Origin of the sequence: Amycolatopsis sp. Hca4 (assembly GCF_013364075.1) — a bacterium.
Taxonomy (GTDB): Bacteria; Actinomycetota; Actinomycetes; order Mycobacteriales; family Pseudonocardiaceae; genus Amycolatopsis.
On record NZ_CP054925.1, the window covers coordinates 3,721,187 to 3,743,348 of the forward strand.

The window sequence follows — 22,162 nt, forward strand, 5'->3', positions numbered from 1 at the left end:
TGCCCGGCGCCCGCCGCTTGCGGGACGAACGAAAGAAGGCCGATGAACTTCCCCGAACCCGTCGCCATCATCGGGATGGCTTGCCGTTTCGCCGCGGGAATCGAGTCACCAGAGTCGTTCTGGGCGCTCCTGCGCGACGGTGGCGACACCGTCGGCGACCTGCCCGCGGACCGCTGGGAGTGGCACGCCGGCCAGAGCCGCGAGCACGCCGCGGTGGTGCGGGACGTGACCAAGCGCGGTGCGTTCCTCGACAACGTCAAGGAGTTCGACGCCGACTTCTTTGACGTCACCCCGCGCGAGGCGGCCCTGATGGACCCGCAGCAGCGGATCACCCTGGAGCTGGCGTGGGAGGCACTGGAACACGCCGGCATCCCGCCGCGCTCGCTCGGCGGCACCGACGCCGGGGTGTTCATGGGCGTCGGCGCCGACGACTACGGGCGCCGGCTGCTGGAGGACCTGCCGCGGATCGAGGCCTGGACCGGGATCGGCAGCTCGTTCTGCGCCGTCGCGAACCGGGTGTCCTACGCGCTGGACCTGCGCGGGCCGAGCATGGTGGTGGACACCGCGTGCTCGTCGTCGCTGGTCTCGATCCACCTGGCCGCACAGGCCCTGCGGTCCGGCGAGTGCCCGGTCGCGCTCGCCGGCGGCATCCTGGTGATGGCAGGCCCCGGCCTGTCGGTGGTGCTCGACGCCGCCGGCGCCACCTCGCGCGACGGGCGCAGCAAGTCCTTCGACGCCTCGGCCGACGGCTACGGCCGCGGTGAGGGCGGCGGCATCGTCGTGCTCAAGCTGCTCGAGGACGCCCGCCGCGACGGCGACCGCGTGCTCGCGGTCATCCGCGGCAGCGCCGTGCAGCAGGACGGCAAGACCAACGGGATCATGGCGCCCAACGGCGAGGCACAGGCCCACCTGATGCGCCGCGCCTACCAGGCCGCCGGCATCGACCCGGCGACCGTCGGCTACGTCGAAGCGCACGGCACCGGCACCAGCGTCGGCGACCCGCTCGAAGCGGGCGCGATGAGCTCGGTGTTCGGCGCCGGGCGCCCGGCGGGCGCGCCCTGCCTGATCGGCTCGGTGAAGCCGAACGTCGGGCACCTGGAAGCGGGCGCGGGCGTCGCCGGCGTGATCAAGACCGTGCTGGCGCTGCAGCACGGGGAGATCCCGGCCAGCCTGAACTTCACCACGCCGAACCCGAAGATCCCGTGGGACACCTCGGGGCTGCGCGTGGTCACCGAGAACACGCCGTGGCCGCAGAGCAGCGCGCCGCGCCGCGCCGGGGTGTCCGGCTACGGCTACGGCGGCACCATCGCGCACGTCATCCTCGAAGCCGCCCCCGAAGCCACCCGCGAAGCCACCCCCGAAGCCGAAGCCACGACGGCGAAGGCGGACAGCACCAGCCGGCCGAACGTCCTGCCGCTGTCCGGGGCGACCGAAGCCGCCGTCGCGAAGTACGCCGGGCGGCTGGCGAACTGGCTGGCGCGGCACCCGGACACCGCACTCGCCGACGTCGGGCACACGCTGGCCCGGCGCCGCCAGCACCTGCCCTTCCGGGCTGCGGTGACGGTCGACAGCACCGCGGCGCTGCGCGCGAAGCTCGCCGAATTCGCGGCCTCGGGCACCGGCGGGGTCACCGGGCGGGCGCTGCCGGAGACCGCGCGCCAGGAGCTGGTCTGGGTCTTCTCCGGGCACGGCTCGCAGTGGACCGGCATGGCCCGCGAGCTGCTGGCCACCGAACCCGCCTTCGCGGCCGTCATCGACGAGATCGAGCCGGTCTTCCAGGCGGAGCTGGGGATCTCGCCGCGGGCGACCATCGGCTCGGACGCCGTGCAGCCGGTCGACGTGATCCAGCCGATGATCTTCGCCGTCCAGGTCGCGCTGGCCGCAGTGTGGCGTGACCGCGGGGTCCACCCGGACGCCGTGATCGGGCACTCGGTCGGCGAGATCGCCGCGGCCGTCACGGCCGGCATGCTCACCCTCGAGCAGGGCGCCCGGCTGGTCTGCCGCCGTTCGGTGCTGCTGCGGCGGGTGGCCGGCCGGGGCGCGATGGCGATGGTGAACCTGCCGCCGGAAGAGGCGCGCCGTCGCCTCGCCGGCCGCACCGACATCGCCGTCGCGGTCGCCGCCGCCACCGGGTCGACCGTGTTCTCCGGTGACATCGACGCCGTGCAGGAGACGAGCGAGGTGTTCGCCGCCGAGGGCCTCGCCGTGCGCAAGGTCGACTCCGACGTCGCCTTCCACAGCTCGCACATGGACCCGCTGCTGGAGTCGCTGGCCGCGGCCGCCGCGGACCTGCCGCCCGCCCCGGCCGGCATCCCCGTGTACAGCACCGCGCTGGCCGACCCGCGGTCGGAGGCGCCGCGCGACGGCGCGTACTGGGCCACGAACCTGCGCGGCACCGTGCGGTTCGCCGAGGCCGTCGCGGCCGCGGCGGCGGACGGCTACCGGCTGTTCGTCGAGGTCTCCCCGCACCCGGTGGTCGAGCACTCGATCAACGAGACCCTCGACGAGCTGGGCATCACCGACGCCGTCGTCACGCACTCGCTGCGGCGCAACCGGCCCGAGCGCGAAACCCTGCTGACGAACCTCGGCGTGCTCCACTGCGGCGGTGCCGACGTCGACTGGGCGGCGCACTGGCCGGAGGGGTCCCTCGCGGACCTGCCGACCACGGCGTGGCAGCGCAAGGAGCACTGGGTCGACGATTCGGTCGGCCGCTCGTTCCTCACCGAGCAGCACGACCTCGACAGCCACACCCTGCTCGGCGGCCGGATCAACGTGCACGGCGCGAACCCGGCCCAGGCCTGGCTGACCTACCTCGACCGCGACTCGCGGCCGTACCCGGGCGACCACCCGGTGCGGAAGGTCGAGATCATCCCGGCCGCGGTGCTGCTCAACAGCTTCCTCACCGCCGCGGCGACGGCGAAGGGGACCTGGCACGAGCTCTCCGACGTCGCGCTGCGCGTCCCGGTGAGCGTCACGCGGCCGCGGCACCTGCAGATCGTGCTGCAGGACGGCACGTTCCGGCTGTCCTCGCGGATCATCGAGGACGTCAGCGCCGATGACGGCGACGACAAGGGCTGGGTCACCCACACCACGGCGGCGGTCACCGCGTTCGGCGGCTCGATCCGCGGCCAGCGCTCGGAGGCGCGGACCACCGAAGACCTGCCCACCGGGTACGTCATCGACCGGCTCGCCACCCTGGGCGTCGCCGCGATGGGCTTCCCGTGGGCGGTCGAGGAGATCCGGCGCGGCGAGGGCACCCTCGTCGTCACGGTCGACACCGACCCCGGCTCGGCCGAGCCGCCGGCCACGTGGGCCCCCCTGCTCGACGGTGCCCTGTCGGCGGCTTCGGTCGCCTTCGGCGGCCCGCCGATCCTGCGGATGCCCGCGCACATCCACCGCGTCACGCTCGCCGAGCGGTCGCCGTCGCGGGCGAAGGTGACCGTGCGGGTGGTCGCCGACGACACCGTGGACGTCGAGATCGCCGACCTCGACGGCACCGTCGTGGGCCGGTTGACGCGGCTCAAGTACGGCGTGCTGGACAGTGAGGCCGGTGCGGTCACGAGTCCCCGCCAGGTCGTGCACGAGCTGGCCTGGCGCCCCGCCGAGGGCGTCGCCGGCGCGCCGTCCGGGAACCTCGTGCTGGTCGGGCCGGACTCGCCGCTGCTGCGGCGGGTCGCCGCCGGCCTCGACGCGCTCGGGGTCGCGCACCTGGCCGCGGCCACGCCGGAGGGCCTGCCCGAAGGGGTGCTCGGCCCGGACCACACGCTGCTCGTGGTGCCCGCCGCCGGGTCGACCGGCGAAGCCGCCGCGGCGGCTTCGTGGCTGCTCGCCCGCACGGCGCAGCGGGTCGCCGCGACCGGGCAGGCGAAGACGGCCCGGGTCTGGTGCCTCACCGAAGGCGTCCGCGAGAGCGCCGAGTCCGACGCGCTCGCCCACGGCCCGCTGTGGGGCGTCGGCCGCGTGATCGGCGGCGAGCACCCCGGCCTCTGGGGCGGCACCGTCGACATCGGACAGTCCGAAAGCGACATCGCCGCCCTGGTCGAGGTGCTGCGGACGATTCGCGGCGAAGACGTCGTCGTCGTCCGCGACGGCGAGGCCTCGGTCGGGCGCCTGCACCGGCTCGAGGGCGATCCGGCCCGGCCGCGGCTCACCGCCCGGCCGCACGCGACCTACCTGGTCACCGGCGGCCTCGGCGCGCTCGGGCTGGAAGTCGCGTACTGGCTGGCCGACCGCGGGGCCCGGCGCATCGTGCTCGCGGGCCGCCGTGGGCTGCCGCCGCGCGCCCGGTGGGGCGAGCTGACCGACGAGGCCGAAATCGGCGCCGTCGAGTCCGTGGTCGCGCTGGAACGGCTCGGGGTGACCGTGGTCCCCGTCGCGGTGGACATCGCCGACGCCGCCCAGGTCGCCGCCAAGCTTTCGCCGGACGCGCTCGGGCTGCCGCCGTTCCGCGGGGTGGTGCACGCCGCCGGTGTGCTCGACGACCGCACGCTCGGCCGGCTCGACGAAGCCTCGCTGCGCCGCGTCATGCGGCCGAAGGTCGAGGGCGCGCTGAACCTGCACCACCTGTTCGAGCCGGGCTCGCTGGACTTCTTCGTGCTGTTCTCCTCGTGCGGCCAGCTGCTCGGCCTGCCCGGGCAGACCAGCTACGCGGCGGGCAACGCGTTCCTCGACGCACTGGCCGCCCACCGCCGCGCGGCGGGGGACGCGGGTGCCGCGAGCTACGCCTGGACGTCGTGGCGCGGGCTGGGCATGTCGACCTCCTCCGCGGTGATCGACGCCGAGCTCGCCGCCCGCGGCACGGCCGACATCAGCGTCACCGAGGCGTTCGGGGCCTGGGACCTCGCGACCCGGCACGACCTCGGGTACGCGGTCATGCTGCGGACGCTGCCGGCGGAGCCCGGCGTCCGGAAGCTGGCCCTGCTGTCGGAACTGCCCGAGGAGGCCGCGGCCGGTGCCACCGCCGCGGACCTGGTCGACGTGCCGTGGGCCGGGCTCACCGGCGCCGAGCTGTCGGCGGCGGTCGTCGAGGAGATCCGCAAGCACGTCGCGGCCGAGACCGGCCTCGCGGCGTCCGAAGTGGACTCCCGGCGGCCGCTGATCGAGATGGGCCTCGACTCGGTGATGACCGTCCGGATCCGGCGCGGGCTCGAGCGGCGCTTCCGGTTCGCGCTGCCCGCGACGTTGTTCTGGGACCGGCCGACGATCGAAGCGGTCGCCGCCCTGCTCACCGAGCGGATGGCCGAGGAGACGGGGGAACCCGAATGAGTTTCGACGGTTTCGTGCCCTGGCCGGCGGACCTGGCCCACGCCTACCGCGCGGCCGGGGTCTGGCCGGGCCGGACGATGGGGTCCTACCTGTGGGAGTGGGCCGAGGACCACGGTGCGCGGGAGGCCGTCGTCGACGGCACCACCCGGCTGACCTACCGGGACCTCGCCGTCCGCGCGGACGCCTTGGCCGTGCGGCTGGCCGACCACGGGCTGTCGCGCGGGGACACCGTGCTGGTGCAGCTGCCCAACACGTGGGAGTTCGTCATCGTGACCGCGGCCCTGCTGCGGCTCGGCGTCGTTCCGGCCATGATGCTGCCACCGCACCGGGACCACGAGCTGACCGCCATCGGGGCCCACGTGCGGGCCAAGGGTCTCGTCGTGCCGGACACGTGGCGCGGCTTCGACCACCAGGAGCTGGCTTTCCGCGTCAGCGCGGCCCTGCCCGCCCCGGCATCGGTGCTCGTGGTGGGCGACACCGTCACTCCCGGAGCGGTCGACGTCCGTGCCCTGATGGAGCCCGGCGGTGACGTCGCCGGGCGGCGGGCGTGGCTCGACGCGCACGGTCCCGCGCCGTCGGACATCGCGGTGTTCCTGCTCTCGGGCGGCACCACCGGGGTGCCCAAGGTGATCAGCCGCACCCACGACGACTACCTGTTCAACATCACCCACACCGCGCGGGCGTGCGCCTTCGACTCCGGCACCGTCTACCTCGCGGTGCTGCCGGCCGGGCACAACTTCCCGTTGGCCAGTCCGGGGATCTTCGGCGCCCTGCACGCCGGGGGGCGGGTGGTGCTCTCCTCCTCGCCGCGGCCGGAACCCGTGTTCGCCGCCATCGAGGCGGAGCGGGTCACCGCCACGTCCGCGGTGCCGGCCGTGGTGCTGAAGTGGGTCGAGGCGGCGGCGGCCGCGAAGCCCGATCTGGCGAGCCTGCGGTACGTGCACGTCGGCGGGTCGATGCTCGCTCCGGAGATCGCCGAGCGGATGGCGCGCTCGCTCGGGTGCCGGCTGCAGCAGGTCTACGGGATGGCCGAGGGGCTGGTCTGCTACACCCCGCCGGACGCCCCGGACGAGCTGGCCTTCGGCACCCAGGGGCCGCCGGTCAGCCCGTTCGACGAGCTGCTGGTCGTCGACGAGGACGGGCGGCCGGTTCCCCCGGGCGGTGAGGGTGAGCTGCTGACCCGGGGGCCGGGGACGCCTCGCGGGTACTACGGGGTGCCGGAGCAGAACAAGCTGTCGTTCACCGAAGACGGCTGGTTCCGCACCGGTGACCTGGTGCGCATCACGCCGGAGGGCTACGCGGTGGTGTGCGGCCGCGTGAAGGACCTCATCAACCGCGGCGGCGAGAAGATCTCGGCCGGCGAGGTCGAGACGCTGATCCAGGAGCTGCCCGAGGTGGCCGAGGTCGCGGCGGTCCCCGACCCGGACCCGCTGTACGGCGAACGGGTCTGCGTGTTCGTCCGCTTCCACGGCGGGTGTTCCCTGTCGCTGGCGGAGATCACCCGGTTCCTGACCGGGCGCGGGCTGGCGGCGTTCAAGATCCCGGAGCGGCTCGAGGTGCTGGCCGCCTTCCCGCACACCGCGGTCGGCAAGGCGGACAAGAAGGCGCTCAAGGTGCTGCTGGCCCGGATCGACGCGGCGCCGCGCGCCGCTTGACGGAGGTTCTGCTCAAGGGAACCGGAGCCCTCGGCGGATCGGGACTCGCGTCCCGGTCCGCCGGGGGCTTCTCCCGTTCCCGTGCCGCTACACGCTTCCGGCTCTTCCGCCGGCACCTTGTCCGCTACGCCATGCTCCGCAACGGCACCCAACTCGCCACCCCGAACCGGGCGCGCCGATACCGATCGCGGGCAGCACAAGGCGAGGGCCGCCGCTCGGGTACAGGGGAACCCGAACGGCGGCCCTCACGGTGACCGTCCCTTTCGGACGGTCAGGCGGCGCGACCGTCCGAACGGCGCGCGGTCTCGGCTCCTTGTGCGGCGACGATCGCCGCGTCGAAGTTCGGCTCCTGGCCGACCTCCGGGACGTACTCCGCGTGGACCACCGTGCCGGCCGCGTCCACCACGAACACCGCTCGGGCCAGCAGGCGGAACTCCTTGATCACCACGCCGTACGCCAGGCCGAACGACAGGTCGCGGTGGTCGGACAGCGTGCGGACGCCTTCGACGCCCGCCGCGCCGCACCAGCGGGCCTGTGCGAACGGGAGGTCCACCGACACCGTCAGCACCGACGCCTCGCCCAGCCGGGCCAGGCTTTCGTTGAACCGGCGGGTCTGCAGGTCGCACACCGGCGTCTCCAGCGAGGGGACGACCGAGATCACCCGCGTCCCGCCCAGCTCGGAGAACCGGACCGGGGCCAGGTTGCTGCCCAGCGCCGTGAAGTCCGGGGCCCGGTCGCCGACGGCGATCTCCGGGCCCAGCAACGTCACCGGGTTGCCGCGGAAGGTCACGACGCCCGTGCGTTCGGTCATCTCGGTTCCCCCTCAGCCCTTGACCGGGCTGGTCTGCTGGGAAACCAGGCGCCACTCGCCGTCGACCTGCGCCACCACCCACGTGCCGCGGACCGTGCGCTCGGCCGGGACGGCCGTCTCGCCTTCGTACAGCACGCCGCCGTCGGTGATGACCACCGCGACGCCGGGCTCGACCACCTTGACCTCGATCGGCTCGGTGACCAGCTTGGTGCCCGACAGCGTGGCCCCGAAGGCGTCGGCGAAGAACGCCCGGATCGCGTCCCGGCCGTTGATCTGCTCGTCGTCGACGAGGATGCTGCCGTTCTCGGCGAACGACTCGGCGAACGCGCCGGCATCGTTCGCGTCCCACGCGGCGCGGGCGCGCAGCTGGGCGGTCACCGCGGCGCTTTCCTCACCCTGGGTGAACTTCCCGTAGTAGGTGGCCCACTGTTTGGCCCCCGCGACGAGGGACGAAGCCTTCTCGGACATCCGGCTCTCCTTGGCAGACGATGTGGCTCGAATCTCCGTGGCCAGGATTCCGGCAACCGGGGCCGTCCGGCATCTCCTCCCCTGCGCGAACACCGCGCGCAGCACCGCGCGAAAACGACGGGCAGGCGCGGCAACTCAGGAGAGGTCGCGGCGCGGGGCCGCGTGTGACCATGAACGCCGTATGGGCCGATCGTAACCCCCGCCGTTGGTTGGCCGACCGATCGAAGGAGAAGCAACAGTGTCCGCACCCACTTCTGACGAACAGGCCAGGCTGGACGACTACTACGGGCCCTTCACCTCCGAAAGGGAAAAGGAAGCCCTCGACGTCCCCCTGCGCCTGATCGCCGCCTGGAGCAAGAACGACGGCTACGGCGTCGCCAAGGCCTTCACCGAGGACGGCATCCTCATCCTGCCCGGCGACGTGCTCAAGAAGGGCCGTGACGAGATCGGCGCCTTCATGGCCGCCGCGTACGCCGGTCCGTTCAAGGGCACCGGCGTCACGGGCAAGCCGGTCAACCTCCGGTTCGTCTCGGACACCGTCGCGCTGATCCGCACGCACGGCGGCATCCTCGCGCCGGGCGAGACCGAGATCGACGAAGAGCTCGCCGTCCGCTCGACCTGGGTCGTCGTCAAGCGCGACAACGAATGGCAGCTGGCCGTGTACCAGAACAGCCCGCGCGGCGCCGGCGCGACGCTCCGCTGGTAACCGAAACCACCCGGGAGATCATTGTGCCGAACACTTCGTGGGGCGATGCCACCGCGATCCTCGCCGCGCACGGCGTCGAGGAGGACACCTCCTTCTACCGCGAGTTCACCAGCGCGGACGAAAAGGCCGTCCTCACCGTGCCGCAGCGCATCCAGGAGGCCTGGCTGCGGAACGACGCCGACAAGTTCGCCGACGTCTTCACCGCCGACGGCAGCCTGCTGCTGCAGGACAACCAGCTCACCAGCCGGGACGAGATCCGCGGCTACATGCGGGCCGGGTTCGCCGGGCCGCTGAAGGGAGCGCACGTCTACGGCTGGCCGCTGGAGGTCAAGTTCCTCGAGCCGGGCATCGCGATCGCGATCACCGAGGGCGGCATCATCCGCGCCGGTGAGTCCGAGATCGCGCCGGAGAACCAGATCCGGGCCGTCTGGGTCGTCGTCCGCAACGGCGAGGGCGACCTGAGCCTGTTCTCACACCAGAGCAGCCCGGTCAAGGGCTGACGAAGTCCGTGGAGGCCCCCTCGCCCGCGCCCGGCGCGGACCAGGGGGCCTTCACGGCACTTTCGGAGATGGCAGGCGGCCCCGCCGGGGCTAGCGTCCCAGGCGGGGCCGTCCGGCCCCGCCGACGGCCGACGAGCGAGGGATCCCGATGACCACGGAACTTGCCCCCGGCACCGGGGCGCCCGTCGACCCGGCGAAGGCGAAGCCGTTCCCGTCCGTCGCGGGTTACGAGAAGGCGCTCGCCGAGATCCGCGCCGCCGCGGCCGCCTACTACGCCGGCGCGGACGTCGTCATGGACGACGACACCTACGACGCCCTGCTGGCCCGCGCGATCGCGACGGAGGCCGCGCACCCGGCGTGGAAGCCCGCGGACACCCCGACCGAAGCCGTCGGCGCCGGCGTGGCGCCGGGCACCGAAATCCCGCACAGCACACCGATGCTGGGGCTGGACAACGTCTTCGACAGCGAATCGCTGCGGAAGTGGGCCACGCGCCTCGAGCGCGTCCTCGGCCACCCGGTCACGGCCTACACCGTCGAGCCGAAGCTGGACGGCCTCGCCGTCGCGGCGCGCTACTCCCGCGGCCGGCTCACCCTCGTCCTCACGCGCGGCACCGGCACGATGGGCGAGGACGTCACCACCCGGGCGGTACTGGCCAAGGGCCTGCCCACCCGTCTCTCGTCGCCGCGGACGATCGAGGTCCGCGGCGAGGTGTTCATGACCGACGAGGACTTCCGCACGGCCAACGAACTGCGCACCGGGCACGGCGAACCGGCGTTCGCGCACCCGCGCAGCGCCGCGGCCGGGACCCTGCGCGCGGTCGACCGCGCCTACTCCGCGCCGCTTTCGTTCACCGCCTACGCCGTGCAGGGCCTCGCCGACGACGGCACCCACTCGGAAGCCATGCGGCAGCTGGAAGAACTCGGCGTCGCGACGACCTCGGGCGGCAAGCCGGCGCTGAAGGTCTGCCGGAGCGCCGAGGAGATCGAAGCGGCGGTCGCGGAGATCCGGGACCTGCGCGGGGCACTCGGCTTCGGCGTCGACGGCGCGGTCATCAAAGCCGACCGGCCGCAGGACCGCGCCGCGGCCGGGGCGTCGGCCAAGGCGCCGCGCTGGGGCGTGGCCGTGAAGTTCCCCGCCGACACCCGCAGCACCAAGCTGCTCGCGATCGACGTCCAGGTCGGCCGCACCGGGGTGATCACCCCGGTCGCCACGCTGGAGCCGGTGTTCATCGACGGCGTGAAAGTCGTTTCGGCCACCCTGCACAACTTCGACGACCTGCAGCGGCGCAACGTCCGCGTCGGCGACACCGTGTTCGTCCGCCGCGCGGGCGACGTCATCCCCGAGATCACCGGCGCCAAGCTCGACGAACGGCCCGCGGACGCCCGGCCGTTCACCCCGCCCGAGGTGTGCCCCGACTGCGGCTCGGAGATCGACCGGTCGCAGACGCGCTGGCGCTGCACCGGCGGCCGGACCTGCGGCGCGCGGAAGATCCTGGCCCACTACGCCACGCGCGAGGCGATGGACATCGAGGGCATGGGCGGCAAGATCATCGACCTGCTGGTGGCCGAGGGACTGGTCGCCGACCCGGCCGACCTCTACGACCTCGACGTGCCCGGGCTCGCGGCGCTCGACGGCCTCGGCGAAATCTCCGGCGGCAAGCTGGTCGCGGCGATCGCGGCCACGAAGACGCGCCCGCTGTCGAGCCTGCTGACCGGGCTCGGCATCCGGATGGCCGGGCGCGCGGTGTCGCGGCGGCTGGCCCGGCACTTCGGCTCGATGGACGCGCTGCTCGCGGCCACCCCGAGCAGCTGCAGGAGGTCGAAGGCGTCGGCCGGGAACGCGCCGAGGCGATCGCGGGCGAGCTGGCCGAGCTGGCCGGGGTCATCGCGAAGCTCGAGGCCCGCGGGCTCACCATGACCGAGCCGGACGCCTCCCGGCCCGCCGCCACGGCGGATACGGCGGCCGTGCTGCCCCTGCGCAAGCCCGACGGTTCGCCGATGCGGGTCGTGGTCACCGGCGCCGTTCCCGGGCTCAAGAACCGCGACGAAGGCAACCAGGCCGTCGAACGGCTCGGTGGCACGCCGTCGGGGTCGGTGTCGGCGAAGACGGACCTGGTCGTCGTCGGCGAGGGCTCCGGCGGCAAGGCGGACAAGGCGGCGCAGCTGGGCATCCGGATCCTGCCCGCGCAGGGGCTGGCGGACCTGCTGTCGGCGTACGAGGACGGCGACCGCGACCGCGCCGCGCGCATCCTCGCCTCCTGACCCGCCGCGCCGCCACGGCACCGCCACGGCCACTTCCGTGGCGGTGCCGCGCGCGGTCAGCGGAAATGGATGTCGACGCGATCGAATGCGGTGATGGCAGCGTCGTAAACGCCCAGCGTGCACTGAACCGCGGCACAGTCCACCGTCACGTCCACGCCGTCGCCGATGTTTCCGACGTACACTTTCTGCGCGACGATCGTGGTGAATGCGAAACCTTTCGCGTCGCTGTGGATTTCCACGACCGTCGCCGGGTTGCCGGCGCAGCCCGTCGGCACCCAGCCGCACTCGCCGACCCAGAACGTGCCGTTCGCGGGCAGGCCGGTGACCACGGCCGCCACCGTGGCGTTGGCGGACAAGGCATGCGTCGGCGCCGCGAACAGCCGGACCGGCGCCGCGGCGGACGCGGCAGGCGCGGACGCGGCCACGATCCCGGCGGCCGCCGCCACCACGGTCGCGATTCTGCGGATTTTCGTACCCATCGGAAAACTCCCCTCATCGAGGTGCGTTCGGAAAACGCAGGTTGACCCCTGCCCGCATTCTACGGCCGGCCGGCCGCCCGGGCGGGAAACCGGTGAACTGCACGGGAAATTCCTGAGATTCGCACGGATCGAGACGTCGGCGGTGGTGGTCAACCGAAACAATTCGACGGACGAGTACTCGTGGAGGTCGACCATGCACCTTGCCGCTCCCGTGGCGCCGATCGCGCCACACCCCCTGCTGCTCTTCCTGCTGGGCCTGCTGGTCCTGTTGAGCCTGGCCAAGCTGCTCGGCCGCCTCGGCGAGCGCTTCGGGCTGCCGTCGGTGGTCGGTGAGCTCGTCACCGGCATGCTGCTGGGCCCGACCCTGCTGGGCCACGTCGCGCCGGGCATCTCGCACTGGCTGCTGCCCACGCAGCCGCCCGAGCAGATCCACCTGATCGACGCCGTCGGCCAGTTCGCCGTCCTGCTGCTGGTCGGCATCACCGGCACGCACCTCGACCCGCGCATCCTGCGCCGCCAGGGCCGGGTCGCGGCGACCGTCAGCCTCTTCGGGCTGCTGCTGCCGCTCGGGCTGGGCATCGCGCTCGGGTTCGTGCTGCCCGGCTCCCTGCTCGGCAGCAACTCCAGCCGCTGGGTGTTCGCGCTCTTCATCGGGGTCGCCATGTGCGTGACGGCCATTCCGGTGATCGCGAAGACGCTCTCCGACATGCGCCTGCTGCACCGCAACATCGGCCAGCTGACCCTGGCGGCCGGCATGGTCGACGACGCGGTCGGCTGGCTGCTGCTGTCGGTGGTCTCCGCGGCGGCCACGGTCGGCGTCACGGCCGGCGTCGTCTCGCTTTCGGTCGGCTACCTGGCCGGGTTCGTGGCACTGGCCGGGACCGTGGGCCGCGTCCTGGTGCGCAAGCTGATGGACCTGGCCGCCCGCCGCCCGGAGCCCGGCCCGGCGGTCGCCATGGCCGTCATCATCCTGCTGGGCTTCGGCGCCGCCACGCAGAGCCTCGGCATGGAGCCGGTGTTCGGCGCGTTCGTCGGCGGCATCCTGATCGCGCGGTCGCGGTCGGCGCAGCCGAAGCTGGCGCCGCTGCGCACGGTCGTGCTTTCCGTGCTGGCGCCCCTCTTCCTGGCCACGGCCGGGCTCCGGATGGACCTGACCGCGCTGTGGCACCCGACCACCGCCTGGGCCGCGCTCGCGCTGCTCGCACTGGCCATCGCCGGCAAGTTCGTCGGCGCGTACGCCGGCGCCCGGGTGAGCAGGCTCAGCCGCTGGGAAGGGCTGGCGCTCGGCGCGGGGATGAACTCCCGCGGCGTGATCGAGGTGATCGTGGCGCTGACCGGCCTGCGGCTCGGCGTGCTCAACACGGCCACCTACACGATGGTGGTGCTCGTCGCGATCGTCACGTCGGTGATGGCGCCGCCGTTGCTGCGGCTGTCGATGCGGCGCGTGGCGCGCACCGAGGACGAGCGGCTGCGGCTGCTCGACCACGAAGACTGGCTGGGCCACCGTCTGTCCACAGCGGACTCCGCGCCGCCTGCTCCGGACGCCGCCCGGCGCGAAGCGGCTTGACCGACGGAACGGCCGTCACCACCGGTGGGTGGTGACGGCCGTTCCGTCACCCGGCCAGCAGACCCGAAAGCCCGGCGTAGCCGCCTTCGGCCAGCCGCTCGCCGGACGTCGTCGTGTACGCCGCGTCCGCCTCGATGCCGAGGCCATCGACCATCCGGTTCATGAAGTTGAACAACGCGCACACGAGCACCGCGTCGTGCAGCGCCCGCTCGTCCCAGCCCGCGGCGAACATCGCTTCGGCGTCGGCCTCGGTCATCTTCGACGGCGTGCGCGTCAGCTTGCCCACGTAGGCCAGCACCGGCTTCAGCTTGTCGTCCACCGGAGCGCTTCCCAGGTCCGCCACGGCCGCCGCCAGCACGCCCTCCGGCACGCCGAACGCCTCGGCCGTCACGGTGTGGATGCCGTGGCAGTAACCGCAGTTGTTCACCCCGGAAACGTAGGCGGCGATCATTTCCCGCTCCCCCGCGGTGAACGGTGATTCGCCGCGCAGCAGCGTTTCGTGGAACGCGAGCAGGTGACGCGCCGGCTCGGGGTAGGCCTGGAACACCTGGAGCAGTGTCGTTTCAGCCGGCAGCGACTTCAGGTAGGACATCGGGTTCCTTTCCCTCGGCGAGCCGGTCGATTTCGTCCCGGCGGATCCAGCAGGCCGTCAGGTACGCCAGCGCGGCCGGTCCGGCGCCCGGTACCGCGACCGCGACCAGGTCGGCCGAGTTCGCCCACTCCTGCCGCAGCGCGCCGGCGGCGGGGCGCCCCGGCACGGCCGCGAGCGCCGGCCGCAGCGCCCGCCACCGGGCCACCCCGGCTTCGGCCAGCCCGGCCAGGTCCGCGGTGAAGACACCGTGCCGGGCCTGGTCGACGACCTGGGTGACCAGGCCCGGGTCGTCGGCGAGCGCCGCGAACCCGAGCCCGGCGAGCAGCCGGTCCGGGTCCAGGCCCAGCAGGATCACCCCGGCCTCCGTCTCGGGCCAGGCGTCGACGTCGGGCAGGGTGAAGCGCGAGTCGTACGGTTCCTGCTCAGACACCGGCGCCCACCTCGGTCCGGACGGGCGCCGCGGCGAGGGTCCCGCCCCGCACCCCGCGCGCGATCGCCTCCGCGACGCGGGCGGTGGCGACGCGGTGCCCGTCGATGTTGCGGGCCGCCGGCCCGAGCACCATGCCCGCGGCCGCGCCGACCACGGACACCCGCGGCGCGTGGGTGTAGGCGAGCGTCCGCTCGTCGAGGGCCGGCCAGCCGTCGCGTTCGCCGACGACCTCCTCGGGCAGCAGCCCGCGGCCCGTCTCGGGCACCGTGCCCAGCGCGAGCACGACGCAGTCGCCGCCGACCCGCTGCCCGCCTGCCAGCCGCACGGCCACCGTGCCCCCGGTCGCGGCCGCCACCCCGGTGACCGCCGCCCCGCGGTGCACCACCAGGCGCCCGTCGGCTTCGGCCCGCTCCAGCAGCGGGCGGAACTCGAACATGATCGACGCCCGCCGGAACTGCGCCAGCAGCCCCAGCCGGTCGTCCCAGCCGACGTTGCCGACCCGGGCCCGGCCCTCGGGCCGGAAGAACTTCGAGTTGACGTCCGCGCACTGGTAGCGCTCGCCCGGCTCCCGGATCACCCAGTGCACCCGGCGACCGGCCGCCAGCGCGTTGGAGATCAGGTGCGCCGAGGTCAGGCCCGCACCCACCACCACCTGGCGTTCGCCGCCCGGCGGCGGCCGCTCGTCCCAGTACCGCACCCCCGACGGGGCGGCGCCGCCACCCCACCATTCGCGCGGCGCCTCACGGCGTTCCTCACCCGGGCAGAGGACGACGTGCCGGGCCGTGACCGTGCCCCGGTCGGTCCGGACGGTGACGTCGGACCGCCCCGGCAGGACGTCGCGGACCGTGGCCCGCCACGTCCGCCCGGCCACGTCGTGGGTGGCGACCAAGTGGTCGCAGTAGGCCTCGAAGACGTCCACCGGCACGACCGAGCGGTGCCCGGCCTGCGCCATCCGGACTTCCCGGCGCTCGACCGGCGTCAGCCGCGACCAGTGCAGCCGGGCGAAGTCCAGCAGCTCGCAGTCGCGGTAGCCCTCGACGCCCGGGTGGTGCTCGTACGGCGAGCGCAGCACCCGCTGGCCGAGCAGGTCGATCCGGTCGAAGAACCGGCGGGCCGGCCGGCCGCCGCGGTCGAGCACGACGACGTCGGACACGCCGTGGTGCCAGAGCGCCGAAACCACGGCCAGCCCGGCCGGGCCGGCGCCCACGACGACGACGTCGGCCCGCGAAGGCGGCGCCGGCTCGCGCACGCGCGCGGGCGCGGCCGGCAACCGCGGCCAGTCACGGCCCCGGGGCGACTCCAGCAGGTGCGGACCCGGGATGAAGGTGGTGGTCACCGGGCCCCCCGGCGTCCGGACGGCATCCGGCTCAGCCGATCACGGTGACCGGGACGATGACCTCGACCATCGGCCGCCGGGCCATCCCGTCCTGGACGAGCTCCTCCAGCGTCTGCTGGGACTGCTCCAGGCTGTCGGTCGCGATCGGGCTGTACCGCGAGTAGGAGTACGCCGGCTTGCGCCCGCTGGTCTCCATCTCGTAGACCTTGAGCACGGCCTCGCCGGGGCGGACCTCGCCGCCGTAGAAGGTCAGCCGCCGCTGGTCGGGTGTCATGAACGACTTCGAGAACTGCCGGGACATGACGAGCGTCTCCGGGTCGTTGACGAAGGTCGACTCGTCGTCCATCACGACCTGCATCGCGACCCACGTCTGGTCGGTCAGGTTCGTCTCGGACTTGATGACCTGCCAGCGCCCCGGCTCCGGCAGGTTGACGGTGACCGAGACGTCGTGGTCGGACGTGTCGATCGCGCCGGAGATCATCAGCACCCGGCGGCGGACGTCGGCGACGCCGGCCATCTGGATGTCCCGTGCCCGCACCCGCCCAGAAACATCCAATCCTGCGAATTCCGGTGACGTCATCGCGCAGCCTCCTTATTTCGCCCCCGAGAGCCCCCATGAACTGCGAACAAGCCCGAGAATTTCACACGGGCTGGCCGGGCGTCAAGATGACGAATGCACATTCGCCAGGGCCGTACGGGCAGGCGGCCGGGGCCGGACGCGCGCGGCGAATTCGGCCGTTCGGGGCAGCGGGGTTACGCGGAACGGGGAGGTCAGGCGTCGTCGACCTCGGCGTCGGCCACGGCGTCGGCGGCGAGTTCGGCCGCGATCTCGGCGGCGTTCGCCGCCGCGCCGTCGTCGAGGGTGCCGACGTAGAGGATGTCGAACGACGATTCGGCGCGCTGCACGTTGATCTTCACCAGCAGATCGGCTTTGACCATGACCATGAAATTGGAAATGTCATCCGGGTCGCCGAAAACGTCGTAAATGAGAAACACGGAACCGTCGCCGATGGCGAACAAAGCCTCGTAGAGAACATTCCGCTCGGCTTGGGTAGCGGATTCCGCCCATTTGTCGAGCAGCTCGACACCCGCCGCGAGCCGGAGGTGCATAGCCATCCGCTGGCCTCCCTACCGAGCGCGACGAACCGAGGGCGAAACAGCCTCAATTGTGGCTGTTCGCGGCACCCGGCGGCATCTCGGATCTTGCGGCCTCCCGGCCGGGATCAGTTGTAGCCCAGGATGATCGTGTCGGCGAGGTACTCGCGCTGCACCGGCGCTTCGGCCGGCGCGACGGGCACCGCCTCGAGAGCGGTGCGGGGCGCGGGGACACCCAGCGCCTCTTCGATCAGTTCGCGGTCGTTCCGGATCTGGGGAACGGTCATCGCTGTACCTCCGTCTCGCTCCTGTGCGCCGTCCATGGTGCGCCTGCGGGGTCGAGGTGACGTCGCGCCCGGCTGACGGGCCGATCGAAACCCGGTCCGCAGCGGGCGAGACGCACGACGGTGCCGCACCGCGGTGCACTGGACGAGCCGGAGCCCGCCACGACCACCGAGGAGCACGATGACCGAACGTCCTCAGGAGATCTTCACCGACGCCGGGACCGGACACGACGGCCGGGCGCCGATCCGGACCGATCGGGTGAGCGAAGGAACCCGTCCGGTGCACCCCCGCCCCCGGCGGCCGCCGGTCTGGGACAGCGACGAGTTCGACGCCTACGACGCCTTCGAGCTGGACGACGCGGCCTGACCGGGGCCGGCGGCGCGTGCGTGCGGTGTATCCGGACGGGCCGGATATCCCGGACGGACCGGACGCGCCGCCGGGTCAGCGGGGAAGGCCGGACAGCCGCCAGGAGTCCGGCCCCACCGGCTGCGCGTCCCACCGGGCCGCCGGGGCGGCCCATGCCGAACGCGCCGGCTCCGGCCGCACCGGAGCCGACGCGGCCGACACCGCCAGCAGGGCCGTGATCACCGCCGCCAGCTCGGCGTCGTCGGGCAGGCCGCGGACCACCCTCAGCCGGGGGCCTGCGGGCTCGGTTGCTGCCATCGGGGACCTCGAAACCTCAGACGGGGTGGTTGCCGTGCTTGCGCTGGGGCCCTGGTTTGCGCTTGTCCTGCAGCATGGCCAGCCCGCGGGCGATCGCCGCGCGGGTGTCCGCCGGGTCGATCACGTCGTCCACCAGGCCCCGCTCCGCCGCGTACTGCGGGTTCAGGTACTCCGCGACGTACTCGGCGACCAGCCGGGCCCGCAGGGCCGCCGGGTCCGGGGCCGCCGCCAGCTCGCGGCGGAACAGCACGTTCACCGCCCCTTCGGCACCCATCACCGCGATCTGGTTCGTCGGCCACGCCAGCGACAGGTCGCACCCGATGGACCGGGAGTCCATCACGATGTACGCGCCGCCGTAGGCCTTGCGCAGGATCACCTGGATCCGGGGCACCGTCGCTTCGCAGTAAGCGTGCAGCAGCTGGGCGCCCTGCCGGATGATCCCGTTGCGCTCCTCGTCGACGCCGGGCAGGAACCCGGGCACGTCGACGAGCGTCACCAGCGGGATGCCGAACGCGTCGCAGAACCGGACGAACCGCGCCGCCTTCTGCGACGCCGGACCGTCCAGCACGCCCGCGAGCACGCACGGCTGGTTCCCGACCAGCCCGACCACGCGGCCGTCGATGCGGGCCAGCGCGCACAGGACGTTCGGGGCCCAGGCTTCGTGCAGCGCGAAGAACTCGCCGTCGTCGGCGATCTCGGTGAACACGTCCCGCATGTCGTAGGGCCGGTTCGGCTCCGCCGGGACCAGCTCGGCCAGGCGCGGCCGCCAGTCCGCCGTCGCCCCCGTCTCGGGCTCGGCCGGTGGCCGCTCGAGGTAGTTGCGCGGCAGCAGGGAAACCAGGTAGCGGACGTCGGCGAGGCAGCTCTCCTCGTCGTCGTGCACCACGGTGGCCACCCCGGAGTGGCGGCCGTGGGTGTCCGCCCCGCCCAGCTCGTCGTGGCTGACGCGCCGCCCGGTCACCGCTTCGACCACGTCCGGGCCGGTCAGGAACATCCAGCCGGTGTCGCGCACCATGAACGTGAAGTCGGCCAGCGCCGGCGAATACGCCGCGCCTCCCGCGCACGGGCCCAGGATCACGCTGATCTGCGGGATCACCCCGGACGCCTCGACCTGCCGCCGGAAGATGCCACCGTAGCCGTTGAGCGCCAGCACGCCTTCCTGGATGCGGGCGCCGCCGCTGTCGTTGAGCGCGATCACCGGGGAGCCGGTGGCCACGGCCAGGTCCAGCACCTTGTGGATCTTCGCCGCGTGCGCCTCGCCCAGGGACCCGCCGAACACGGTGAAGTCCTGGGCGTAGACGAACACGCGGCGGCCGTCGATCGTGCCGGAGCCCGCCACCACGCCGTCGGTGTAGGGGCGGTTCTCCTCGAGCCCGAGCCCGCGGGCCTGGTGGCGCCGGTAGGGCTCGATCTCGGTGAAGGAGTCGTCGTCGAGCAGGAGGGCGAGCCGCTCCCGCGCGGTCAGCTTGCCGAGGGAGTGCTGCCGCCGCACGGCGTCCATCCGGCCCTCGGCCACGTGCGCGGCCAGCTCGTCGCGCCGCTTGCGCAGCAGTGGCATGCCCGGCTCCGGCTCGGTGACCGGGTGCAGGGAGATCACCCGGGCCTCACCGGACGGCACGGACCGGCGGTGGTGTCCCGGCCCGCGGCGGTCACCGCCGGCCAGTGGCACCACGTCGACGTCGTCGATCGGCTGGGCGCCGGCGTCGGACGGACCGCTCACGCGGCGTCCCGCAGCCGGCCGAGTCGCTCCAGGTTCTCCTGCTCGATCTCGGCGACGATGGTGCTCCAGACGATGCCGCGGCCCAGCCGGGGCATCGGGCGGGGGATGACGGGCACCTCCGCGGCCACCGGCGCGGCGGGCGCCGCGGCCACCGGGTCCGGGACGACCCGGACCGGGCGCGTGGTGTCGTCGGTCTCCTCGTGCGCGGTCATGGCAGTGCCTTTCCGGTCGCGCCGGACCCCGCGGGCCCGGCTGGAGTGACTGGTGGAGCGGGTGAGAGAGGTACGGCGGGCGCCGCGAGCCGCCCGGCCCGGCGCGCGCTGAGCGCGCCGGTGTCGGCGAGCCACCGCACGGTGTCGGCCACGGTCTCCGCCAGCGGCCGCGCGGGCACGCGGGCGTCCGGGGCGCCCGCCACGACCGGCACGGCGACCTCGCACACGTGGATCGCGCCGCCCTGGACCGGAAGGCGCCCCGGCCAGCAGCGCTGGAGCACGTCGGCCGCGCGGCCCGCGAAAGCCAGTGCGCGGGCCGGAGCGAACGCCGCCGGCAGCACGCGGCCGGTGACCGCGCGCACCGTGCCGACGTATTCGCGAGTCGTCACGAACGAGCCCGGGCCGAAGAACTCCGCGCCGGGAACGCCGTCGAACAGCCGCGCGTGCAGCTCGGCGTTGTCGCGGACGTCGCCGAGCGGCAGGCCGCCCGTCGGCCACAGCGGCATCAGCCCACGCAGCAGGTCCCGCAGCCGCGCGTTCTGGTCACCCAGGTGCGGGTCGTGCGGGCCGAGCAGCGCCGGGGGCCGCGTGACCACCGCCCCGTACCGCCGGGCGATCCGCTCGGCGGCCGTCTTCGAGGCCAGGTACGGCTCCCGGGACCGGCCGAGCGGCGACCCGGGCCCGATCGCGGGCGCCGTGGTGGGGTACAGCGTTCCCACGGTCGACACGTGCACGAGCCGGCCGACCCGTGCGGCCAGTGCCGCCGCGAGCACGACCTCGGTGCCGTGCTCGTTCACCCGGCGCAGTGCGGCGCGGCGGCGGGGGTCGAAGGTGTAGACGCCCGCCGCGTGCAGCAAACCGTCCACTCCGGACACCAGCCGGGCCGCCGCCGCCGGGTCGGTGACGTCGCCTTCGACGACGTCCACCGCGTCCGGCGCCACCCCGAGCGGGGCCAGCGCGGCCGCCACCCGGTCCGGCCGCCTGGCCAGCAGCCGCACCCGGTGGCCGTGCCGCAGCAGGGCCCGCACGGTGTGCGCACCGAGGAACCCGGTGCCCCCGGTCACCGCGACCAACATCGCACTCCCCTGAGTTCAGGCCGCGCGGGCGCGGCCGTCGACTTCGTGGTAACTGCCGCCGTAGAAGACGAGCGAGTTGTCTCCCGTGCCGCGGCTGGAGGTGAGCACGCGACCGAGGAAGATCGAGTGGTCACCGCCTTCGTAGGCCTGTTCGAGCTCGCACTCGAGCCACGCCAGCGCGCCGGCCAGCAGTGGTGCCCCCGTGCGCGCGCCCGGTGTCCAGGCGACCGCGTCGAACTGGGCCATCCCGGCGGGACGGCGCCAGTCGGCGAAGTACTTGGACAGGTCCTGCTGGTCGGCCGCGAGGATGTTCACGGCGTACGAACCGGCCTCGGTGATGGCGGCGTGCATCCGGGCGGCCCGGGACACGCAGCACAACACCATCGGCGGTTCCAGCGAGACGGACGAGAAGGCGTTGGCCGTCATGCCGTGGCCCGACTCACCGCCCGCGGTCAGGACCGTGACCCCGGTCGCGAACTGCGCCATGACCTCGCGCAACCCGGTCTGGGCCGACAGGTGCCGTCGCCCCGGCGAAGCGGGCAACCGCTTCAGGACCGCCCCGTCGTTGGTTTCCCCGGCGTCGGCCACGTCACGCTCCCCTGCCGTTCACCGCGCTGGTGGCGTACGGCGCCAGCGCCTCGCGCAGCTGCTCCGGCACCCGCGAGGGCACCGTGGCCGTGTTCGGACCGCGCATGCAGGCGATCCGCTGCCTGCCGCGGGCGACCAGCCGCTCGCCGTCCGGGTGCAGGTGCACGTAGTCGAAGGCGAACTGCACCTGCGTCGAGGTGAGCTCCTCCAGCCGCAGCCGGATGGACAGCTCGTCGAACGCGGTGATCTCGGCGAAGAACTCGCACTCCACCTTGAGGGTGAAGAGCTTGAGGTCGTCGCGGACCTCCTCGAGCACCGCCGGGGCCTTCTCCTTGAGGAACATCTCGCGGCACCGGCCCTGCCAGCGCACGTAGTTCACGTAGTAGACGTTGCCCACCAGGTTCGTCTCTTCGAAGCCGACCGTGTGGCGGATCTCGTAGTAGTCGGACATG

Annotated in this window: 23 protein-coding genes; 8 read left to right on the forward strand and 15 right to left on the reverse strand. The window is 73.4% G+C overall.

What is annotated here, in order from left to right:
• Positions 1 to 42: 42 nt before the first annotated feature.
• The gene (locus tag HUT10_RS16035; RefSeq protein ID WP_176171945.1) at positions 43 to 5,265 is read left to right on the forward strand and encodes a type I polyketide synthase; all 5,223 of its coding nucleotides are present in this window, start codon (positions 43 to 45) and stop codon (positions 5,263 to 5,265) included.
• Positions 5,262 to 6,920 (forward strand): (2,3-dihydroxybenzoyl)adenylate synthase, encoded by a 1,659-nt coding sequence (locus HUT10_RS16040; RefSeq protein WP_176171946.1) that lies wholly within the window; start codon positions 5,262 to 5,264, stop codon positions 6,918 to 6,920. Before HUT10_RS16035 ends, HUT10_RS16040 begins: the two co-directional genes overlap by 4 nt.
• Before the next feature lie 271 nt (positions 6,921 to 7,191).
• On the opposite strand, the gene tpx is transcribed toward HUT10_RS16040, so the two are convergent.
• Positions 7,192 to 7,731: a thiol peroxidase gene (gene tpx / locus HUT10_RS16045; RefSeq protein ID WP_176171947.1), complete on the reverse strand. Its 540-nt coding sequence runs from the start codon at positions 7,729 to 7,731 to the stop codon at positions 7,192 to 7,194.
• 12 nt (positions 7,732 to 7,743) lie between these two features.
• Positions 7,744 to 8,199 carry an SgcJ/EcaC family oxidoreductase gene (locus HUT10_RS16050; protein WP_176171948.1) on the reverse strand — a complete coding sequence of 152 codons (456 nt, stop codon included), beginning with the start codon at positions 8,197 to 8,199 and terminating at the stop codon, positions 7,744 to 7,746.
• 238 nt (positions 8,200 to 8,437) lie between these two features.
• Between HUT10_RS16050 and HUT10_RS16055 the strand changes: the two genes are divergently transcribed.
• The 4 genes from HUT10_RS16055 to HUT10_RS50050 all read left to right on the forward strand — a co-directional run bounded on the left by HUT10_RS16055 (position 8,438) and on the right by HUT10_RS50050 (position 11,667).
• On the forward strand, positions 8,438 to 8,905 hold the full coding sequence (locus HUT10_RS16055) for an SgcJ/EcaC family oxidoreductase (RefSeq protein ID WP_217709615.1): 468 nt from the start codon (positions 8,438 to 8,440) through the stop codon (positions 8,903 to 8,905).
• Positions 8,906 to 8,928: 23 nt separating this feature from the next.
• Entirely contained in the window at positions 8,929 to 9,405 is a 477-nt protein-coding gene (locus HUT10_RS16060) for an SgcJ/EcaC family oxidoreductase (protein WP_254896896.1), read from the forward strand.
• 148 nt (positions 9,406 to 9,553) lie between these two features.
• Positions 9,554 to 11,323, forward strand: a complete 1,770-nt coding sequence (gene ligA / locus HUT10_RS16065; RefSeq protein ID WP_217709616.1) for an NAD-dependent DNA ligase LigA — start codon at positions 9,554 to 9,556, stop codon at positions 11,321 to 11,323.
• Positions 11,320 to 11,667 carry a BRCT domain-containing protein gene (locus HUT10_RS50050; RefSeq protein ID WP_217709617.1) on the forward strand — a complete coding sequence of 116 codons (348 nt, stop codon included), beginning with the start codon at positions 11,320 to 11,322 and terminating at the stop codon, positions 11,665 to 11,667. Before ligA ends, HUT10_RS50050 begins: the two co-directional genes overlap by 4 nt.
• A 56-nt stretch (positions 11,668 to 11,723) precedes the next feature.
• On the opposite strand, the gene HUT10_RS16070 is transcribed toward HUT10_RS50050, so the two are convergent.
• Positions 11,724 to 12,341: a neocarzinostatin apoprotein domain-containing protein gene (locus HUT10_RS16070; protein WP_176171950.1), complete on the reverse strand. Its 618-nt coding sequence runs from the start codon at positions 12,339 to 12,341 to the stop codon at positions 11,724 to 11,726.
• Here HUT10_RS16070 and HUT10_RS16075 point away from each other — a divergent pair.
• Positions 12,340 to 13,713: a cation:proton antiporter gene (locus tag HUT10_RS16075; protein WP_176171951.1), complete on the forward strand. Its 1,374-nt coding sequence runs from the start codon at positions 12,340 to 12,342 to the stop codon at positions 13,711 to 13,713. The genes HUT10_RS16070 and HUT10_RS16075 overlap by 2 nt on opposite strands.
• 46 nt (positions 13,714 to 13,759) lie before the next feature.
• Here the strand turns inward: HUT10_RS16075 and HUT10_RS16080 are convergent, their stop codons facing one another.
• The 6 genes from HUT10_RS16080 to HUT10_RS16105 all read right to left on the reverse strand — a co-directional run bounded on the left by HUT10_RS16080 (position 13,760) and on the right by HUT10_RS16105 (position 17,453).
• Positions 13,760 to 14,305 carry a carboxymuconolactone decarboxylase family protein gene (locus tag HUT10_RS16080; RefSeq protein ID WP_176171952.1) on the reverse strand — a complete coding sequence of 182 codons (546 nt, stop codon included), beginning with the start codon at positions 14,303 to 14,305 and terminating at the stop codon, positions 13,760 to 13,762.
• Positions 14,277 to 14,735: a DUF6187 family protein gene (locus HUT10_RS16085; RefSeq protein WP_176171953.1), complete on the reverse strand. Its 459-nt coding sequence runs from the start codon at positions 14,733 to 14,735 to the stop codon at positions 14,277 to 14,279. Before HUT10_RS16085 ends, HUT10_RS16080 begins: the two co-directional genes overlap by 29 nt.
• Positions 14,728 to 16,071, reverse strand: coding sequence for an FAD-dependent oxidoreductase (locus tag HUT10_RS16090; protein WP_176171954.1), 1,344 nt, complete (start codon positions 16,069 to 16,071; stop codon positions 14,728 to 14,730). The genes HUT10_RS16085 and HUT10_RS16090 overlap by 8 nt, the downstream gene beginning before the upstream one ends.
• A 31-nt stretch (positions 16,072 to 16,102) precedes the next feature.
• Complete coding sequence (locus HUT10_RS16095; protein ID WP_176177852.1) at positions 16,103 to 16,588, reverse strand: DUF6423 family protein; 486 nt, start codon at positions 16,586 to 16,588, stop codon at positions 16,103 to 16,105.
• A 254-nt stretch (positions 16,589 to 16,842) separates the two neighbouring features.
• Positions 16,843 to 17,187 carry a DUF6235 family protein gene (locus HUT10_RS16100; RefSeq protein WP_176171955.1) on the reverse strand — a complete coding sequence of 115 codons (345 nt, stop codon included), beginning with the start codon at positions 17,185 to 17,187 and terminating at the stop codon, positions 16,843 to 16,845.
• Between the two features lie 107 nt (positions 17,188 to 17,294).
• Positions 17,295 to 17,453 (reverse strand): hypothetical protein, encoded by a 159-nt coding sequence (locus tag HUT10_RS16105; protein WP_176171956.1) that lies wholly within the window; start codon positions 17,451 to 17,453, stop codon positions 17,295 to 17,297.
• A 178-nt stretch (positions 17,454 to 17,631) separates the two neighbouring features.
• On the opposite strand from HUT10_RS16105, the gene HUT10_RS16110 reads away from it, so the two are divergent.
• Positions 17,632 to 17,817, forward strand: coding sequence for a hypothetical protein (locus HUT10_RS16110; protein WP_176171957.1), 186 nt, complete (start codon positions 17,632 to 17,634; stop codon positions 17,815 to 17,817).
• Positions 17,818 to 17,892: 75 nt separating this feature from the next.
• Here HUT10_RS16110 and HUT10_RS16115 read toward each other — a convergent pair whose 3' ends face one another.
• From HUT10_RS16115 to HUT10_RS16140, 6 genes are read right to left on the reverse strand one after another with little or no spacing between them, the layout of a single operon-like run.
• Positions 17,893 to 18,114, reverse strand: coding sequence for an acyl-CoA carboxylase epsilon subunit (locus HUT10_RS16115; RefSeq protein ID WP_176171958.1), 222 nt, complete (start codon positions 18,112 to 18,114; stop codon positions 17,893 to 17,895).
• Between the two features lie 16 nt (positions 18,115 to 18,130).
• Positions 18,131 to 19,834, reverse strand: a complete 1,704-nt coding sequence (locus HUT10_RS16120; RefSeq protein ID WP_176171959.1) for an acyl-CoA carboxylase subunit beta — start codon at positions 19,832 to 19,834, stop codon at positions 18,131 to 18,133.
• A complete protein-coding gene (locus HUT10_RS16125; RefSeq protein WP_176171960.1) occupies positions 19,831 to 20,046 on the reverse strand; it encodes a DUF6222 family protein in 216 nt (71 codons plus the stop codon). The genes HUT10_RS16120 and HUT10_RS16125 overlap by 4 nt, the downstream gene beginning before the upstream one ends.
• A complete protein-coding gene (locus tag HUT10_RS16130; RefSeq protein ID WP_176171961.1) occupies positions 20,043 to 21,122 on the reverse strand; it encodes an SDR family NAD(P)-dependent oxidoreductase in 1,080 nt (359 codons plus the stop codon). Before HUT10_RS16130 ends, HUT10_RS16125 begins: the two co-directional genes overlap by 4 nt.
• Before the next feature lie 15 nt (positions 21,123 to 21,137).
• Positions 21,138 to 21,710 (reverse strand): flavin reductase family protein, encoded by a 573-nt coding sequence (locus HUT10_RS16135; RefSeq protein WP_254896898.1) that lies wholly within the window; start codon positions 21,708 to 21,710, stop codon positions 21,138 to 21,140.
• 1 nt (position 21,711) lies between these two features.
• Positions 21,712 to 22,161, reverse strand: a complete 450-nt coding sequence (locus HUT10_RS16140) for a thioesterase family protein (RefSeq protein ID WP_176171962.1) — start codon at positions 22,159 to 22,161, stop codon at positions 21,712 to 21,714.
• Position 22,162 lies beyond the last annotated feature (1 nt).

Coding starts and splice junctions, on each gene's coding strand:
- HUT10_RS16075 (WP_176171951.1), top strand. CDS start 12,340: ATGCACCTTGCCGCTCCCGTGGCGCCGATCGCGCCACACCCCCTGCTG.
- HUT10_RS16035 (WP_176171945.1), top strand. CDS start 43: ATGAACTTCCCCGAACCCGTCGCCATCATCGGGATGGCTTGCCGTTTC.
- HUT10_RS16095 (WP_176177852.1), bottom strand. CDS start 16,588: ATGGCCGGCGTCGCCGACGTCCGCCGCCGGGTGCTGATGATCTCCGGC.
- HUT10_RS16040 (WP_176171946.1), top strand. CDS start 5,262: ATGAGTTTCGACGGTTTCGTGCCCTGGCCGGCGGACCTGGCCCACGCC.
- HUT10_RS16110 (WP_176171957.1), top strand. CDS start 17,632: ATGACCGAACGTCCTCAGGAGATCTTCACCGACGCCGGGACCGGACAC.
- HUT10_RS16140 (WP_176171962.1), bottom strand. CDS start 22,161: ATGTCCGACTACTACGAGATCCGCCACACGGTCGGCTTCGAAGAGACG.
- HUT10_RS16070 (WP_176171950.1), bottom strand. CDS start 12,341: ATGGTCGACCTCCACGAGTACTCGTCCGTCGAATTGTTTCGGTTGACC.
- HUT10_RS16080 (WP_176171952.1), bottom strand. CDS start 14,305: ATGTCCTACCTGAAGTCGCTGCCGGCTGAAACGACACTGCTCCAGGTG.
- HUT10_RS16125 (WP_176171960.1), bottom strand. CDS start 20,046: ATGACCGCGCACGAGGAGACCGACGACACCACGCGCCCGGTCCGGGTC.
- tpx (WP_176171947.1), bottom strand. CDS start 7,731: ATGACCGAACGCACGGGCGTCGTGACCTTCCGCGGCAACCCGGTGACG.
- HUT10_RS50050 (WP_217709617.1), top strand. CDS start 11,320: ATGACCGAGCCGGACGCCTCCCGGCCCGCCGCCACGGCGGATACGGCG.
- HUT10_RS16100 (WP_176171955.1), bottom strand. CDS start 17,187: ATGGCTATGCACCTCCGGCTCGCGGCGGGTGTCGAGCTGCTCGACAAA.
- HUT10_RS16050 (WP_176171948.1), bottom strand. CDS start 8,199: ATGTCCGAGAAGGCTTCGTCCCTCGTCGCGGGGGCCAAACAGTGGGCC.
- HUT10_RS16130 (WP_176171961.1), bottom strand. CDS start 21,122: ATGTTGGTCGCGGTGACCGGGGGCACCGGGTTCCTCGGTGCGCACACC.
- HUT10_RS16105 (WP_176171956.1), bottom strand. CDS start 17,453: ATGACCGTTCCCCAGATCCGGAACGACCGCGAACTGATCGAAGAGGCG.
- HUT10_RS16115 (WP_176171958.1), bottom strand. CDS start 18,114: ATGGCAGCAACCGAGCCCGCAGGCCCCCGGCTGAGGGTGGTCCGCGGC.
- ligA (WP_217709616.1), top strand. CDS start 9,554: ATGACCACGGAACTTGCCCCCGGCACCGGGGCGCCCGTCGACCCGGCG.